The organism is Ferruginibacter sp. SUN002 (assembly GCF_050611725.1).
Lineage (GTDB): Bacteria > Bacteroidota > Bacteroidia > Chitinophagales > Chitinophagaceae > Ferruginibacter.
This window is the reverse complement of the sequence record NZ_JBODJB010000001.1, coordinates 1,278,071-1,294,837: the sequence shown is the minus strand read 5'-3', so window position 1 is coordinate 1,294,837 and position 16,767 is coordinate 1,278,071. Positions and strand designations below refer to the sequence as shown.

13 protein-coding genes are annotated in these 16,767 nt (G+C 37.1%); 5 read left to right on the top strand and 8 right to left on the bottom strand.

What is annotated here, in order from left to right; translation table 11 throughout:
- Nucleotides 1-61 precede the first annotated feature (61 nt).
- Nucleotides 62-685 (bottom strand): polysaccharide deacetylase family protein, encoded by a 624-nt coding sequence (locus ACQ33O_RS05700; protein ID WP_430994603.1) that lies wholly within the window; start codon nucleotides 683-685, stop codon nucleotides 62-64.
- Nucleotides 686-776: 91 nt separating this feature from the next.
- Between ACQ33O_RS05700 and ACQ33O_RS05695 the strand changes: the two genes are divergently transcribed.
- The 4 genes from ACQ33O_RS05695 to ACQ33O_RS05680 all read left to right on the top strand — a co-directional run bounded on the left by ACQ33O_RS05695 (nucleotide 777) and on the right by ACQ33O_RS05680 (nucleotide 4,558).
- Entirely contained in the window at nucleotides 777-1,634 is an 858-nt protein-coding gene (locus ACQ33O_RS05695; RefSeq protein WP_430994602.1) for a hypothetical protein, read from the top strand.
- A 178-nt stretch (nucleotides 1,635-1,812) separates the two neighbouring features.
- Nucleotides 1,813-3,339: a glutamate--tRNA ligase gene (gltX, locus tag ACQ33O_RS05690; protein ID WP_430994601.1), complete on the top strand. Its 1,527-nt coding sequence runs from the start codon at nucleotides 1,813-1,815 to the stop codon at nucleotides 3,337-3,339.
- A gap of 9 nt (nucleotides 3,340-3,348) precedes the next feature.
- Nucleotides 3,349-3,756, top strand: coding sequence for a cobalamin B12-binding domain-containing protein (locus ACQ33O_RS05685; RefSeq protein ID WP_430994600.1), 408 nt, complete (start codon nucleotides 3,349-3,351; stop codon nucleotides 3,754-3,756).
- Nucleotides 3,757-3,775: 19 nt separating this feature from the next.
- Entirely contained in the window at nucleotides 3,776-4,558 is a 783-nt protein-coding gene (locus ACQ33O_RS05680) for an enoyl-CoA hydratase/isomerase family protein (RefSeq protein ID WP_430994599.1), read from the top strand.
- Here ACQ33O_RS05680 and galA read toward each other — a convergent pair.
- Nucleotides 4,555-7,008: a beta-galactosidase GalA gene (galA, locus tag ACQ33O_RS05675; protein ID WP_430994598.1), complete on the bottom strand. Its 2,454-nt coding sequence runs from the start codon at nucleotides 7,006-7,008 to the stop codon at nucleotides 4,555-4,557. The genes ACQ33O_RS05680 and galA overlap by 4 nt on opposite strands.
- A 9-nt stretch (nucleotides 7,009-7,017) precedes the next feature.
- Nucleotides 7,018-8,139, bottom strand: a complete 1,122-nt coding sequence (locus ACQ33O_RS05670; protein ID WP_430994597.1) for a glycoside hydrolase family 53 protein — start codon at nucleotides 8,137-8,139, stop codon at nucleotides 7,018-7,020.
- 104 nt (nucleotides 8,140-8,243) lie between these two features.
- On the opposite strand from ACQ33O_RS05670, the gene fumC reads away from it, so the two are divergent.
- Entirely contained in the window at nucleotides 8,244-9,644 is a 1,401-nt protein-coding gene (fumC, locus tag ACQ33O_RS05665; RefSeq protein ID WP_430994596.1) for a class II fumarate hydratase, read from the top strand.
- 82 nt (nucleotides 9,645-9,726) lie between these two features.
- On the opposite strand, the gene ACQ33O_RS05660 is transcribed toward fumC, so the two are convergent.
- From ACQ33O_RS05660 to gldG, 5 genes are all read right to left on the bottom strand, one after another.
- Nucleotides 9,727-10,779 (bottom strand): hypothetical protein, encoded by a 1,053-nt coding sequence (locus ACQ33O_RS05660; protein ID WP_430994595.1) that lies wholly within the window; start codon nucleotides 10,777-10,779, stop codon nucleotides 9,727-9,729.
- Between the two features lie 26 nt (nucleotides 10,780-10,805).
- Nucleotides 10,806-11,513, bottom strand: a complete 708-nt coding sequence (locus ACQ33O_RS05655; RefSeq protein WP_430994594.1) for a lipoprotein signal peptidase — start codon at nucleotides 11,511-11,513, stop codon at nucleotides 10,806-10,808.
- A gap of 89 nt (nucleotides 11,514-11,602) precedes the next feature.
- A complete protein-coding gene (locus tag ACQ33O_RS05650; RefSeq protein WP_430994593.1) occupies nucleotides 11,603-14,095 on the bottom strand; it encodes a bifunctional UDP-N-acetylmuramoyl-tripeptide:D-alanyl-D-alanine ligase/alanine racemase in 2,493 nt (830 codons plus the stop codon).
- Between the two features lie 6 nt (nucleotides 14,096-14,101).
- The gene (locus ACQ33O_RS05645; protein WP_430994592.1) at nucleotides 14,102-15,046 is read right to left on the bottom strand and encodes a TerC/Alx family metal homeostasis membrane protein; all 945 of its coding nucleotides are present in this window, start codon (nucleotides 15,044-15,046) and stop codon (nucleotides 14,102-14,104) included.
- The gene (gene gldG, locus ACQ33O_RS05640) at nucleotides 15,046-16,758 is read right to left on the bottom strand and encodes a gliding motility-associated ABC transporter substrate-binding protein GldG (protein WP_430994591.1); all 1,713 of its coding nucleotides are present in this window, start codon (nucleotides 16,756-16,758) and stop codon (nucleotides 15,046-15,048) included. The genes ACQ33O_RS05645 and gldG overlap by 1 nt, the downstream gene beginning before the upstream one ends.
- Nucleotides 16,759-16,767 lie beyond the last annotated feature (9 nt).

Genomic DNA, 16,767 nt, shown 5'->3' with positions numbered 1-16,767 from the left:
TACGGATTAAAAACGGGCTAGGGTTTCTACCTTGGCCCATTTTTTTGCCATGTCGTTGGTATCATAAATTTTTGAATTGATAGCCCTTTTTCGAAAAATATTTTAAAGTTTCCGGTAATGCATATTGCAAATTTTTGAATGCTTTTTCACTATCATGAAAAACTATTATCGAGCCATCACCGGCATTCTCCAGTACATTATCTAAACATTTCTCTGTTGATATAGTATTATCAAAATCGCCGCTTAACACACTCCACATAATAATTCTTAACGAAGGCACCCTGTCAACCAATGCTTTTATTTGCGATCTCGATATCCTACCGTAGGGTGGTCTGAACAGATCTGAATTGATCAACTTTTCAGCAGCAGCTATATTTTGTAAATATTTAACAGTGTCAGTTCTCCATCCGTTAAGATGATCAAAAGTATGATTACCTACACTATGCCCCTCCGTAATTACCTGTTTGTATATTTCAGGATAGGTTTCTACGTTATTACCTATACAAAAAAATGTAGCTTTGGCATCATACTTGTTTAACTCGTTTAAAACAAAGGGGGTTATTGTTGGGTGTGGGCCGTCATCGAAAGTGAGATAAATTGTTTTTACATTTGTTACCGGTACATCCCACTCACAGGAGCCATATATTTTTTTTAACCAGCGTGGTGTTTTGGGAGTATAAAACATGTGGCAAGTTAATTTTTTCTATTGATTAAACTTTTATAAAGGTAGTCCGTCCTATAGTAACAAATCATTAACCAACATAAAATACGAATATATGAAAGCAAAACACTTATTGATTGCAGGTACTTGTGCAATATCAGCGATCAGTTTTTCATCTTGTGAAAAAAACGACTCTCCCGAAAATCCTGCAACAGAAGTAGCCACTACTACTGAATTGGCCAGCAGACAAGCCATCACAGATAATATTGCTGAAGATAATAACGATGTGTTTATGGAAGCATCGCTTAGTGGCGGTGTAACAGGAAACAGACCTGTAGCAGGAAGTAGGCCACTAACACCCGGCATTTTAGGCGGGGGCACTGTAACCGTAACTCCATTAATAGGATTTCCGAAAACCATTGTTGTAGATTTTGGAGCAGGAACTACCGGACCTCACGGAGTTGTTCGTTCAGGAAAGATCAACATTGTTCTATCAGATTCGGTAAGAAAAACCGGCAGTACTGCTGTAATGACTTTTGATAATTATAAAGTTAACGGGTTGAAGGTTGAAGGAACTTATACCTGGACAAATACCAGTACGATCAGCACAAAAAGCTGGAGCCGTGAAGTAGTTAATGGTAAGATCACTAACAACGCAGGTATTTATTGGAAACACAGCGGAATTAAATATGTTACACAAATCGAAGGTGGTGATACTCCGTTCAATTTAGCTGATGATAAATTTTCTATTACCGGTAATCATAAAATAATGAATATGTTGGGAAGAGAAAGAACGGTAACAATTCTTACAGCATTGATAAAAGCTAATTCTTGTGAACACATTAGTCAGGGATCTATAAAACTTCAAGGGCCGTTACACTACGCAGTGATTGATTATGGAGCCGGCACATGCGACGATAAAGCTACGATATCGATAGATGGGTTAGCCGCAACTGAGTTCACGCTCAACTAATTATTTTTATCCTCTCTATATACTAACCGTCTCGTTTTAAACGAGACGGTTTTTTATTGCATCTACTCTTCTGAATAAACTCTTACATATTTCTTAGGCAACCTCAAACTTCCAACTTCAAACCTCCAACCTCCAACTTTTTAAACCTATTCAACCTTTCGTCTTACCTTTGCTGACTATGAGTAAAGTAAGAGTAAGATTTGCACCTAGTCCCACAGGAGGCCTTCATTTAGGCGGCGTACGTACTGTATTGTTCAATTATTTATTTGCAAAAAAAAATGATGGTGATTTTATTGTAAGAATAGAAGATACCGATCAAACCAGATTTGTACAGGGTGCTGAAGAATATATTTTTGATTGTTTGAAATGGTGTGGTTTGGAACCGGATGAAAGTGTTTTGCATGGTGGCCCTTTTGCTCCTTACAGACAAAGTGAAAGAAAAGATATTTACAAAAAGTATGCGTTGCAATTGGTTGAAGCCGGACAAGCATATTATGCTTTTGATACGCCTGAAGAGATAGAAGCAATGAGGGAAAGGTTAAAAGTTGAAGGAAGCAGTAGTTTGCAATACGATCATCGCAGCAGAATGAAAATGAATAATTCTGTTCGTTTATTACCAGAAGAAACACAGGCACTGTTAGATAAGAATACTCCGTATGTTATTCGTATCAAAGTAAATCCAAATGAATTTGTTTCATTTACAGATATGATACGTGGCGATATAGAATTTGACACCAACAATGTTGATGATAAAGTTTTATTGAAAGCAGATGGTATGCCTACTTATCATTTAGCGGTTGTTGTGGATGACTATTTAATGAAAATAACGCATGCGTTTCGTGGAGAAGAATGGTTGCCAAGTGCACCCATTCATATTTTATTATGGAAATATTTATTTGGCTTGGATGCTATGCCAGAATGGGCACATCTTCCATTAATATTAAAACCAGATGGCAACGGCAAGTTGAGTAAGAGAGATGGCGATCGCTTAGGATTTCCTGTGTATGCAATGGATTGGAAAGATCCACAAACAAACGATATCACTAAAGGATTTAAAGAGATCGGTTTTTTACCTCAAGCTTTTATTAATCTACTTGCAGTACTTGGCTGGAATGATGGTACTGAACAGGAAGTTTTTACAATGGAAGAACTGATCGATAAATTTAGTTTAGACAGGGTACATACGTCCGGTGCAAAATTTGATTTTGAAAAAGCCAAATGGTTCAATCATCAATGGATACAGAAGTTGGAGATTGGGGGTTTGATGTTGGAAGTTGGGAGTTTGTTAAAGTCGAATGGAATTGCTGTTTCAGATGATGGTTATTTAGAGAAAGTTATTTTACTGGTTAAAGACAGATGTACATTATTGACTGATTTTGTACAACAGTCTTCTTTCTTTTTTGCAACGCCTACACATTGGGATGCTGAAGCTGTAAAAGCAAAATGGAATGACGATAAAAAAGCATTTTTCCATTCGCTTATTACCAAATTAAATGATGCCCCGAGTTGGGATGCTGTGACAATTGAAACAGTATTTAAAGATCTGGCCACAGAAAAAAACATCAAACCCGGTGAATTACAATTACCATTACGTGTAATGCTGGTAGGTGGTAAATTCGGTCCTCCTGTATTTACTATTGCAGATATGATCGGTAAAGATGAAACGATCAAACGTATTGCTACTGCGACAGAAATTTTTGGTTAACTTTAAGATATGAAGAGACCCATACGAGTATTGGTTGCCAAAGTTGGATTAGACGGACACGACCGTGGTGCTAAAGTTATAGCCACCGCATTACGTGATGCCGGTATGGAAGTTATTTACACCGGCCTTCGTCAAACTCCTGAAATGGTAGTGAATGCTGCTTTGCAGGAAGATGTGGATGCAATTGGTATCAGCATTTTAAGTGGAGCCCACAATACCGTTTTTCCAAAGCTTATTGCTTTGATGAAAGAAAAAGAAATGAATGATGTGTTACTTACCGGTGGTGGCATTATTCCTGATGATGACATGAAAGCATTGAATGAAATGGGAGTTGGTAAATTATTTCCCCCCGGAACTACTACTACTGATATTGCCGATTATATTTCCGATTGGGTAAAAACGAATAGAAATTTTTAATTGACATCAATTACAAAAAATGTATTCAACACTTCTTACAGAACTATCACAAGGAATTTTTATCATCACTATTAATCGTCCTGATAAATTAAACGCATTGAATACTCAGGTATTTACTGATATTGAAAATGCAGTTGATGAAATACAATCTAACCCTGAAATAAAATCGGCTATCATTACAGGAGCCGGGCCTAAAGCATTTGTTGCAGGTGCTGATATTGCTGAGTTTGCCAATTATACAAAAGAGCAAGCAATGGCTTTATCAAAAAGAGGACAAGATATTTTTTTCAAAATTGAAAACAGTAAGAAGCCGATTGTTGCAGCAGTAAATGGCTTTGCATTGGGTGGTGGCTGTGAGTTAGCAATGGCTTGTCATTTTCGTTTAGCGAGTGAGAACGCAAAGTTCGGGCAGCCTGAAGTAAATTTAGGATTGATTCCCGGGTATGGCGGTACACAACGCTTAACACAACTGGTTGGCAAAGGAAAAAGTATGGAGTTGCATATGACTGCTCACTTAATCGATGCCAATGAAGCATTGCAACTAGGCTTGGTTAACCATGTTACTACTGCTGAAACATTAATGGAGAGAACAAAAGATATTCTGCAGATCATTCAATCAAAAGCGCCGATTGCAATTAGTAAATTGATTGAATGCATCAATATTGCTGCTACACCAGATCATTTAGACAATGGCTATGGCAAAGAAGTTGCCGCTTTTGGTGATTGCTTTGCTACAGAAGACATGAAAGAAGGTACCACTGCTTTTTTAGAAAAAAGGAAAGCAAATTTTAAAGGTAGCTAATCAATCAGCCCCTGCCATTCTATTACATATTTTTTACTACCCCCCGATGTTATATCCATCTCAACTTTAGCTTCAATCAATCCTTCGCCACTAGCAACAAATTCACAATCGTCCCTTCGATTTTTTGATTGAATGATAACCTGACATTTACCATTGAATAAACTTCGTTGCCACTTATCATCAACACATTTATCAGACTCATGACAACTTGGATCACCATTACCAACACCAATAATTTTTGCACCCCCTCTTATATTCAATTTCAAAAGATTCATAGCATCCGGCACTTCTCTTCCCTTATCATCAACAACAGAAATATTCATTATACAAACATCTTCTCCATTCGCAGTAAGAGTTGTTTTATCAGGAGATAAAATAATTTTTACAGGTTTTCCAGTTGTTTCAACAGATGTTTTTATTTTTTTCCCATTTCTATATCCAACTGCTTCTAATTTTCCAGGATGATACGGTACACTCCATTGCAGATGCCCATTTTTGGGCATCACCTTCTTTCCTAAACTTTTTTTATTCAAAAACAATTCAACTGTTTCTGCATTACTGTTTACCCAAACATCTTTCACCTCTCCTTCTTTTGTCCAATTCCAATGCGGACTAATTTGTATTACATCTTCATCACTCCACCAACTCTTGTAGTAGTAATAATTATTTTTAGGAAAGCCACATACATCCATAACTCCAAAATGAGAATTGATATTCGGCCATTCATACGGCGTAGGTTCTCCTCGGTAATCAAAGCCTGTCCAGATAAAGCCTCCCATAAACCAATCCTTGTCTGCATTGGGTTTCCACCATTGCTCTGCAGATGATGCCCACCATGGATAAGTGATATCATGGTCTGGCACATAACCTTTAACACTATCTACTACATAAATCCCTCTCGTACAAACAGTACTTCCCGTTTCGGTTCCAACGATCGGTTGATCAGGATTATCTCTGTGATAATCGTCAATAAATGGAATGCGATAATTGAATCCTCTTACAGGAATCACTTCATTGATGCCAGGCCTTTCATTACCCATATCCGCAGCGTATGTACTTGTACGTGATGGGTCTAGTTCTTTTTGTTTTTGAACCATTGTTTGAGCCAATCTTTTTCCTACATCATTTTTTTGTATCCACCCTTCTTCATTGCCAATACTCCATAAAAAAACAGAAGGATGATTCCTATCTCTCAAAATTAATTTTTCAAACTCATCTGTGTATTGCCTACTGGTTCCCATCAATCGATTTTCATCTAACACCAACATGCCTAACTCATCACAAGCTTGTAGCAACTCCGGTGTAGGTGGATTATGTGAAGTACGATAAGCATTTGAACCCATTGCTTTCAAAGTCTTTATTCTCCAATACTGCAAGGCATCGGGCACTGCAACTCCAACGCCGGCATGATCCTGATGATTGTTGGTTCCTTTGATCTTGATGTGTTTCCCATTTAACAAAACACCTTTGTTTGGATCAATAACAATTGTACGAATACCAAAGACCGTTGTAGTGCTGTCTATAATTTTATCATCCTGTTTTACAAGAGTTATCAATTTGTATAAATATGGATTATCAAGAGACCAAAGATTCGGGTTCGTTATTTTTAATTGTTGTTTTATTTTTTTTGTATCTCCTGCAGCCGCAGAAACACCTTCTACCAATGTACCGGCGATCTTTTTACCTTCTTTGTCGACAACATAGTAAACAATATTACTCTTTGATTTTGCAAAGCCTTCATTGGAAATTGTTGTTTCAATTGAAACAAGACTCGTGGTATCAGTATTCATTGTTGTAACATATGTTCCATATTCTGCAATATGTACATTGTTAAATTTTTCCAGCCACACATGACGATAGATACCTGCACCTTCATAAAACCAGCCTTCGTATTGCGTTGCATCGACCCTAACAACCAGTTGATTTTTTTTATGGTAGTTGATATAGTCTGTAATATCAAAACTACTTTCGGTATAACCGCTTTGATTATTACCTAAGAAATGCCCATTTAAATAAACATTGTAATTTCTATACACACCATCAAAATGAATGACAAAACGATTACCTGAATCTTTTGCAGACACAAAAAAACTTTTACGATACCAGCCAATACTTGTTTCGGGAAATAAGCCACCTACCGGTTTATAGCCATGTGCCAATACCGGGTCGTTTTTTTTATAAACGAAAGGTTGTTCCACCACCCAATCATGCGGAACATCCAATACACGCCAACTGCTGTCGTTAAAATCCGGATTGATGGCACCGTAGGACTCTCCAGCTTTCACTAAGCTTCTATCAATACTGTAATTGAAATCTTTTGTCGGATCAGATGCATTACCGAAATGAAATTTCCAATTCCTATCCATTGAAATTTTTTCACGAACCGGAGATTGAGTAAAAACCGTAGCATGTATCAATAGATAGCTTGCAACAAAAAATATTTTCTTCATTAGCACTAATTAAAACTTATAGATATAATTCATGAAATTAATTCCGGGTAAAACATTTCCACTTGGATCAACCAATGAACGAGCAGTCATTTCACCGCCGGTACCGATATAATCAGGTGCCCAGTATTGTACTCCTGTTCCTCCACCTGCAATTACCGCCTGTGTAAGATCTTTTAAATATTGATATTGCCCCTCTTGTGTAAACGGATAACCTGCAACAGGTGTTTGTGAAATAGTATAATTGCTTGCGTCCTTTGTATTAAACCAATAAGCAGTCTCAACCAGCATCACTTGCTTTTTGTACAATATTTTTAATCTGTTTACCAAACTAGTCAGTTCTGTCATTGTATTCATAGTTGACCAATCTGCATAATGTGATAAACCAATGATATCATAATCACTAACACCTGCTGCTGTAATACCACCCATCCACCATTCAGCATGTTGTAATTGTGCTACATGTACAATTATTTTTGGTTTGATGGTGGATGTTGCAGAAAAATCTCTCACCGCTTTTATTCCTGCATTTAAAAATTTGGCGAACCCTATAAAATTATTATCGACGATCTTTCCTGTTGGCCACAACATACCATTGTTGTTTTCATTTCCGACCTGAATCATTTCGGGAACAAGATTTTTTGCTTTTAATGTATTCAGTACATGCATCGTATATTCATACACGGAATCTTTCATCACATCAATTGAAAGTCCTTTCCAGGCTGCAGGAATTTCCTGACGTTGCGGATCGGCCCAGGTATCTGAATAATGCAGATCAAGGCTCACCGCCATTCCAAGCTCCTTAGCTTTTTTGATCAACACTTCCACTTTAGCCAGATCGTTGTAATCTTGATCGTTTCCGCCCCAGGTAGATGTATAGGCACTTGGTGTATGCCATAATTTTAATCGTACGGTATTACAACCATGTTGTTTAAAAATGGTAAAAATATCTTTTGCTTTTCCAGAATCTCTGTAAACCACACCTTTGTCGAGCATTTGAGCAGCATAGGAAAGATCGGCACCCATACTGAATTTTGACCAGCTATAGGTTTTATCAGTAACGGTAGTTTTTTTACTGCAATTTGAAAAAAATACAAGCAAGGCAATGAAAACTAAAAAATTTACATTTTTCATACGACATCGTTGTTAAATGATCAAACAATCAAATTCTACCCAATTTACTACTTGTTTTACTGTAATTTTGCAAAAAATTACATTTTAACCACTTAAAATTTTTTATGGAATACCGTATTGAGAAAGATACCATGGGTGAAGTAAAAGTGCCTGTGGATGCATATTTTGGTGCTCAAACACAACGCAGCATCGACAACTTCAAAATTGCTCAGGATATTAATAAGATGCCGAAAGAAATCATCAAGGCATTTGCTTATTTGAAAAAAGCAGCAGCATTGACCAATTTTGATGCAGGCGTTCTGCCAAAAGAAAAATGTGACCTCATCGGTAAAGCATGCGATGAAATTCTTGAAGGAAAATTAGATGCTTATTTTCCATTGGTGGTTTGGCAAACCGGTAGCGGTACACAAAGTAATATGAACGTAAATGAAGTAGTTGCCTATCGTGGTCATGTATTGAATGGCGGAAAATTGGATGATAAAGAAAAATTCCTGCATCCAAATGATGATGTAAATAAATCACAATCATCTAATGATACATTTCCAACGGCAATGCATATCGCTGCATATAAAATTTTGATTGAAACTACCATTCCCGGAATTGAAAAATTAAGAGATACACTTGCGGCAAAAAGTAAGGAGTATATGAAAGTGGTGAAAATCGGTCGTACGCATTTTATGGACGCTACACCATTAACTGTTGGACAAGAATTCAGTGGTTACGTATCTCAATTGAATCATGGATTAAAAGCCATCAAAAATACATTAGCACATTTAAGTGAGTTGGCTTTGGGTGGTACTGCAGTTGGAACCGGCATCAATACCCCTGCAGGTTATTCTGAAAATGTTGCAAAACATATTGCGGCTTTAACAGGCCTGCCTTTTATCACCGCTGAAAATAAATTTGAAGCTTTGGCTGCTCATGATGCTATTGTTGAAGCACACGGTGCATTAAAAACAGTTGCTGTTAGTTTGATGAAAATTGCGAATGATATTCGTATGCTTTCATCAGGACCACGTTCAGGCATAGGTGAAATTTTTATTCCGGATAATGAACCGGGATCATCGATCATGCCGGGTAAAGTAAACCCTACACAATGTGAAGCATTGACCATGATCGCTGCACAGGTAATGGGTAATGATGTTGCAATCAGTGTTGGCGGCAGCATGGGGCATTTTGAATTGAATGTTTTTAAACCCGTAATGATCTATAATTTCTTACACAGTGCAAGATTGATCGGCGATGGTTGCGTTTCTTTCAATGATAAATGCGCTATCGGACTTGCTCCAATTGAAGCAAATATTAAAAAGCATGTTGACAATAGTTTAATGCTTGTAACTTCTCTTAATACTAAGATTGGTTATTACAAAGCTGCTGAAATTGCACAAACAGCACATAAAGAAGGAACAACTTTAAAAGAAATGGCGGTTAAATTAGGCTACGTAACTCCTGAAGAATTTGATGCATGGGTGAAGCCTGAAGATATGGTTGGGAAGATCAGTTAGATCCTTCTACAACAAACATAAATTAAAAGGGATTGATATAATATCAATCCCTTTTAATTTATGAGCAGTTTTAAATTGAGTATTAAGGCGTTGCAGTTACGCTGAAAGTACATGTACCTCCACCTGTAATCGTATGATTATTTGATCCTGCAGCAGCTGGAGTACCCGTTCCAGTTAGTGTAACTGTTTTTGTACCCGTTGAAGTAAACACACCTGTTTTACTGAATGATATGCCGTTTACTACATCTGTAGATATTGAATAAGTACCGATTGCTGTTACACTTACCTGTACAGACAATGTATTTGAAGTTGTCACTGCTGTTCCAACTTTATAGGTTCCTGAAACTGATGCTCCTGAACAAGTAGCACCCGAACCGCCCAATGTAAAAGTAGCAGGCGACGATAGTGTTGATGCTGTTGCACTAAATGTACAACTGCTCGATCCCGCTGTAATTGTATAATTGTTGGCTCCATCAGCTAATGGTATCCCCGTTCCTGAAAGATCTATTGTTTGTACTCCCGTTGCAGTAAAAGTTCCTGACTTACTGAATGCAATACCATTAACTGTATTGCTGGTTATTGAATACGGACCGGCTTTTGTAACATTCACTTTTATTGTGGCAATATTTGTTGCATCCAAAGCTGCTCCAGTTGCATAAACTCCTTTAACAATAGCTCCCGAACAAACACCTGCAGCATTTTCAAGGGTAAATGTGGCAGGTGTTGCAACTGATCCGGCAACAGAGATTTGTACTGCACAATATGTACCACTATACTCAATAGTAAAAGTATTAACACCCGGTGCAGTTGGTCTGCCCGATCCATATAACCTTACACGATTGATCCCTTTTACTCCAAGGGTACCTGTACCCCTGAAAGAATATCCATTGATAGTATCGGTTGCAATATCGTAAGTTCCTACACTATCTAGCATGATGCTTACATCGATAAAATTATTTGATGTAAGCGTTACACCGGCATTGTAAATACCACGAATCTCTTTTGGCAAACATTCGCCGCCTGCGCCCTGAAGACTTCCATAAGAAAGACGGGCTGTGAAGTCGAAATCTTTTTTACAGGAAAAGAATAATACTGCTAGGCATATAACGGCAGAAAAAAGTTTTAGTAGTCTCATATTAGTGTATCGTGGTTTAGATTGATTTATTGCACCTGTACATCATCGTTAGATAAAGCACCGGTTTCAACAGTAGGATGCTGTTTATTGTCATCCTGATGCTTGAAGAATCTTTTTTGAAATATCAACACTGTAATTACACCGCTTGAAATAGCAGCATCAGCGATATTAAATACAGGGCTAAAGAAAACAAATTTTTGATCTCCCCAAAATGGGAACCATGAAGGAAAGGTTCCCTTTAACATAGGGAAATAAAACATGTCAACTACATTGCCGTGTAAGAACGAAGCATAACCATGTTTTGAAAACTCAGCCAATCCGCTATATCCAAGGTATTCGTGTCCGCTGGGATCACTGGGATCAGGTATCATACCCTTGTCAAATATCATTCCGTAGAACGATGAATCGATCAAATTACCCAATGCACCTGCATAGATCATTGCTGCACAAATGATAAATCCTTTATGGTATTTCTTTTTTATAATATTGACAAGATACCATGTACCGAAGATCACTGCAATCATCCTAAAAAGCGTTAATGATAATTTTCCAGCACTACCGGCAATCTTTGCACCCCAGGCAGCCCCTGGATTTTCAACGAAATTCAAATATGCCCACTCGCCAAAAATCGGACGAGAATCTTCCAACAAAAAATTTGTTTTGATATAGATCTTCAATGCCTGATCAAATAAAACGATCAATATGATGATAAATGCAACGTTTCTTCCTTTCATAATTATTTGCGAAGATAATGTTTTAGAGGGTTTGGGAGGTTAGAGGATAAGAAAGTTTAGTGTTAAAATTGGGTTTAGGAAGTTTAGGACTATTCTTCGTAATAAACCCTTTTTACCCTTTGCGATATACCAGTCAATATCTCATACGGGATGGTACCGGACCATTGCGCCAGGTCGTTTACCGGCAGGACTTCTCCGAATACTATCACATCATCACCCTCATCTACCTGTACTCCGGTTACATCCAGCATGGTCATATCCATACAAACATTTCCAATAACAGGAACCAGTTGTTGGTTGACCCACATTTTACCCCCTCCATTGCTTAGTGCCCTTGGGTAACCATCTGCATAACCTATACGAACTGTTGCAATAACAGAATCTTTGGCAGCAATTCCTTTTCGGCTATATCCTACACTTTCACCAGCTTTTACTTTTTTTATTTGTGAGATGGTAGTTTTTAAAGTGGTTACATTTTTCAAATTGGGCTGTACAGATTCACTATTATCAACACCATATAAACCAATCCCCAAACGAACCATGTCTAACTGCAGGTCTTTATGACGATGAATAGCAGATGTATTAGCTATATGCCTGATGAACATATAACCTAACTTCTCTTGCAAAACAACACAGCTTTCTAAAAAAGATTGGGCCTGAATTTTTGTAAACCCATCATGAACATCTGCATCACTTGCCGCCAAATGAGAAAAAACAGATTGCACTTTAAATGTTGTTGATTGATGTAGTTGATCTCCCAACAACTCGATCTCATTTTTTTCAAAACCCAACCGATGCATACCTGTATCAATTTTAATATGCACAGGATAATAGCTCACGCCGTTTTGCTCCAGATATTTTTTGAATCCATTTAAAATATTAAAAGAAAATAATTCCGGCTCCAAATTGTATTGTACCATTACATCGAATGTGCTTTCCTCCGCATTCATTACCATAATAGGCAATGTAATACCGGCCTTACGCAATTCAACACCCTCATCTGTATAAGCAACAGCTAAATAATCTACCTTATGAAACTGAAGCAAATTGGCTATTTCAAAACCACCACTTCCGTAGCTGAAAGCCTTTACCATGGCCATTAACTTAACACCTGGGTTTAACTGCTGCTGATAAAATTTCAGGTTGTGTGTAACTGCATTCAGGTTAATTTCTAACACCGTCTGATGTACTTTTTGTTCAAGCAAATGACTGATCTGCTCAAACTCAAAAACCCTTGCACCTTTCAACAATATTGTCTCATTAAAAAAATGAAGTGAATAAAACTGTTGTTTAAAATCGTTGGTAGATGAAAAGAAAACAGTTTGCGGAATATTTTTGAAAGCAGTTGCATGTTTTGATATCTCTGGCCCAATACCTATAAACCGACCTATACCTTTTTGTTGCAGAACAGATGCAACATCGGCATACAACTCTCCGCTGTTTTTTCCAGATTGTAAAATGTCGCTAAGAATTAATGTACGTGTTGGGTGTTGTTGTTGTTGAGATAAAAAATCCAATGCAATCGTCAACGAATTGATATCGGCACTATAACTATCATTGATAACCGAACAATTATTGATGCCCTGCTTTAGTTCTAGTCTCATTTCTACGTTGCGTAATTGCAACATTCTTTCTGCAATTACATTATTATTAACTTGCAGATGCAATAAATAGCACCAGCAAGTTATAGCATTTTCTATTGATGCTTCATCTGTAAAAGGAATTACACAGCTAATATTTTCTGACCCATAATTTGCCTGAATAGTGGTATTCTCTTCTGTATGTTCTACAGATGTAACCTGCAATGTAGCTGCGGATTTTTTACTCCACGAAAAAAGCTGAAGCCCTTTATCTGTTCTTACATTATTTGCAAATGTGGCGACAGCTTCATTCACATCAGGGTTATCAGCACAGTAGATGAGTAATTCACTATGCACAAAAAGCTTCAGTTTTTCATTTACTTTCTGACGAATGTTCAGAAAACCTTCGTTATGAGCCTGACCGATATTTGTAAAAATGCCAACTGTAGGATCGATCATTTTTTGCAATTGCTGCATTTCATCGGGCTGAGATATACCTGCTTCAAAAATGCCCAATGTATGCTGTTCATTGATCTGCCAAACACTTAGCGGCACACCAATTTTTGAATTATAACTTTTAGGGCTACGTACAATGGTAAAATCTTCGTGCAATAATTGATAAAGCCATTCTTTTACAATGGTCTTTCCATTGCTTCCCGTAATACCAATCACCGGAATATCAAACTGACTACGATGAAACGCAGCCAGTAAATGCAATGCATGCAATACGTCTTTTACCTGTAAGAAATTCGCTTCGGAATATTGAGTTGCATCTGTTACAGAAAAACTTTCATTTACCACAAAGTTTTTAACCCCTTTATTATACAACTCACCTATAAAAGAAGTGCCGTTTCTTCTTGGGCCATCCAACGCAAAAAATAAAGTTGATGCCGGAAACAATAACTTACGGCTATCTGAAAGCAAATGCTCTATTGCAGCATCATTTTTTTGCTGGAATAGATTTGCCTTTACAACATCTGATATGATTGAAATGGTATGCAAATGCAATTATTCTGAAATTTCTTTCGGCACTCCTTTCCTTTTATGGTAAATGGAATATAGTATAGAACCCGAGATACAAACCAGTATCATCAATAAAGAAACCCATACCGGAATGTGTACCCATTCAACAACCAACATTTTTAATCCGATAAAGGTCAATACAATAGCAATGCCTTGCTGAAGATAGTCAAACTTACTGGCAGCTCCTCTTAATAAAAAGAACAAACTACGTAAACCTAAAACAGCAAAAATATTTGATGAATAGATCAGGAGCTTTTTACTTGGATCAGGAATGATAGAGAATACTGCAGGAATTGAATCTACAGCAAAAACGATATCGATCAATCCAAGCATCACTACCACCATTGCCAGTTTTGTAAAATAAGCTTTCTTATTTTTTACAATAATAAAGCGACCGTCAGGTTCTTCATCCGTTGTACGCATAAATTTCCGCATAAAACGGTAAGCCCAGTTCTCTTCAGGATCAAACTCTTCTTCGTCGCTACTACTAAACATTTTAATACCGGTGTACACAAGAAATACGCCGAAGATGTACATTACCCAACTGAACCTAGCAACCAACTCACTTCCCAAAGCGATAAACAATATTCTAAAAATAATTGCCATGAGTATCCCCATCAGTAATACTCTTGAATAATTATTTTCTTTCACTTTAAAGAATGAAAAAATAATGATGAAGACAAAAATATTATCGATGGACAAAGACCATTCTAACAAATAAGCTGAGATATATTGAACAGCATCTTCCTTACCTTTTTCATACCAAAGAAATGCACAGAAAGCAAATGACAACAAGACCCAAAATGCAGTTTGAGTCAATGCTTTTTTTAAACTGATAGTTGCATTCTTTTTACTCAGCAATCCAAGATCGAGGACAAGTGCCAATAAAATTACACCACCAAAAACCAGATATATTAGTTCTGTACTCATTAAATTACATATTTGCGTTTACGCCACCATTGATAAATAAATCCGAATAACATCACCAATAAAACCGGTGCAACAATATTAACCACCTGCCATAAAGAACGTTCTTCTTCTGTTTTCTTCACATCAAGCAAACGCAAAGTATAGTCTTTTGCCTTTGCTTCTAGTATATTTTTTTTATTTGCAAGATATTCTGTGCAATTCAAAAAGAAATCTTTGTTAGCATAACTGATCTTAGTGTATTTGTTAGTACCCATCGGTAAAGGCCCGATGGATTCTGAAACTTGGTTCATTACTATATCAGCATCGCTTACAACAATTACTTTACCCGGCTCAATCGATTCCTTTAAAAAAGGCAGACTATCATTCGTAAAATTAGTCAACTGTTCTTGTGTAGCTCTGTTCGCAAACATTGATTGAAATTTCCCTTCGAGTAAAACTGCAACAGGAATATTTTTCTTGTTATACTCCCGAACATCATCAACTGTTTGTAAACTATTGATATCTATAATTGTTGGTGTTGGCAAAGTTGTAGAATTTACAGAAGATGCCAGCAACACGGTTTTATTTATCCCTTCAGCTTCTACAATATCGATTGAGTTAGCAAGATTCGCTAAAACATCTGCCTGATTTTTTACTATTGCATGATCTGACCCTGGCTGTAACAGGGGAGAGTAAGGCCAAGGTAGCAATTGTTTTTGGCTTTGTCCTCCTACACTACCAACTTCAACCGCTATCGCATCGCAATGTTTGTCGGCGATCAGGTCGGGATTAATTCTTGCTCCAAACCTGAATAAGAGGTCATTTAAATTTAGGTCTCTTGAATAAGCTGTAACTTCTCCATTTTGTAAGCTATCTCTTTCAGCATACAATGCATCAATAAAAAAAAGTAGCCTGCCGCCATTCATTACATATTGATCCAACTTAAATTTATCATCTTCTGTAAAGCGTTCCATCGGCTTTACGATTACCACTGCACTATATTCGGGAGAGATAAACGACTGAGTACGGATATTTACAGTATCTACAATAAAATTGGTGCCCAATGTTCTAAATACATCGTTCACAGGAAGAAATCCATACGGCGGCTCACCGTTACCGTAAGCATAGGCAACAACCGGAGTTTCTTTTTCTGTTAATTTTTGAATAGCATTTGCAAACTTATATTCCAGCAACGCTTCGGCACTGTTCAATGATTCTTTATCTAAGATATTGTCTGAATTAAAAACATTTTTTTGAACCTGCCCTTGCAAGAGATCGATGGCTACTGTTTTATGTCCATACCTTAAAATTGCTCCGGGAAATATCTGACGCTGCGTAGAACCCTCACCCTCTTTTACCTGTACCTGTTGGTTGGTTGGTCTTAATCCCATTGAAACCAACGAATCAAAAACCATTGCCTTCAATGAATCATTCATTCCTTCAGCAGGTATCTCAAATTGAAATTGAATATTATTACCTGCATAGTTTTTAAAATTTTCAAGCAGTTCTTTTGTACTGCCCGATAATTTTTTAAATTCAGATTTAATATCTCCGGCAAGCAGCACAGTTATATCTACCGGAGCATCCAAACTTTGCAGTAGTGATTTAGTACTTTTTGAAAGTGTGAATCTTTTTTCGTTGGTAAAATCAATTCTTGTATGAAACTCTGATGCCAGCCAATTGACCCCAATCAACAAAATGATCACCAACGGCAACCAGAATTTTGTCTTCAATATCTTATT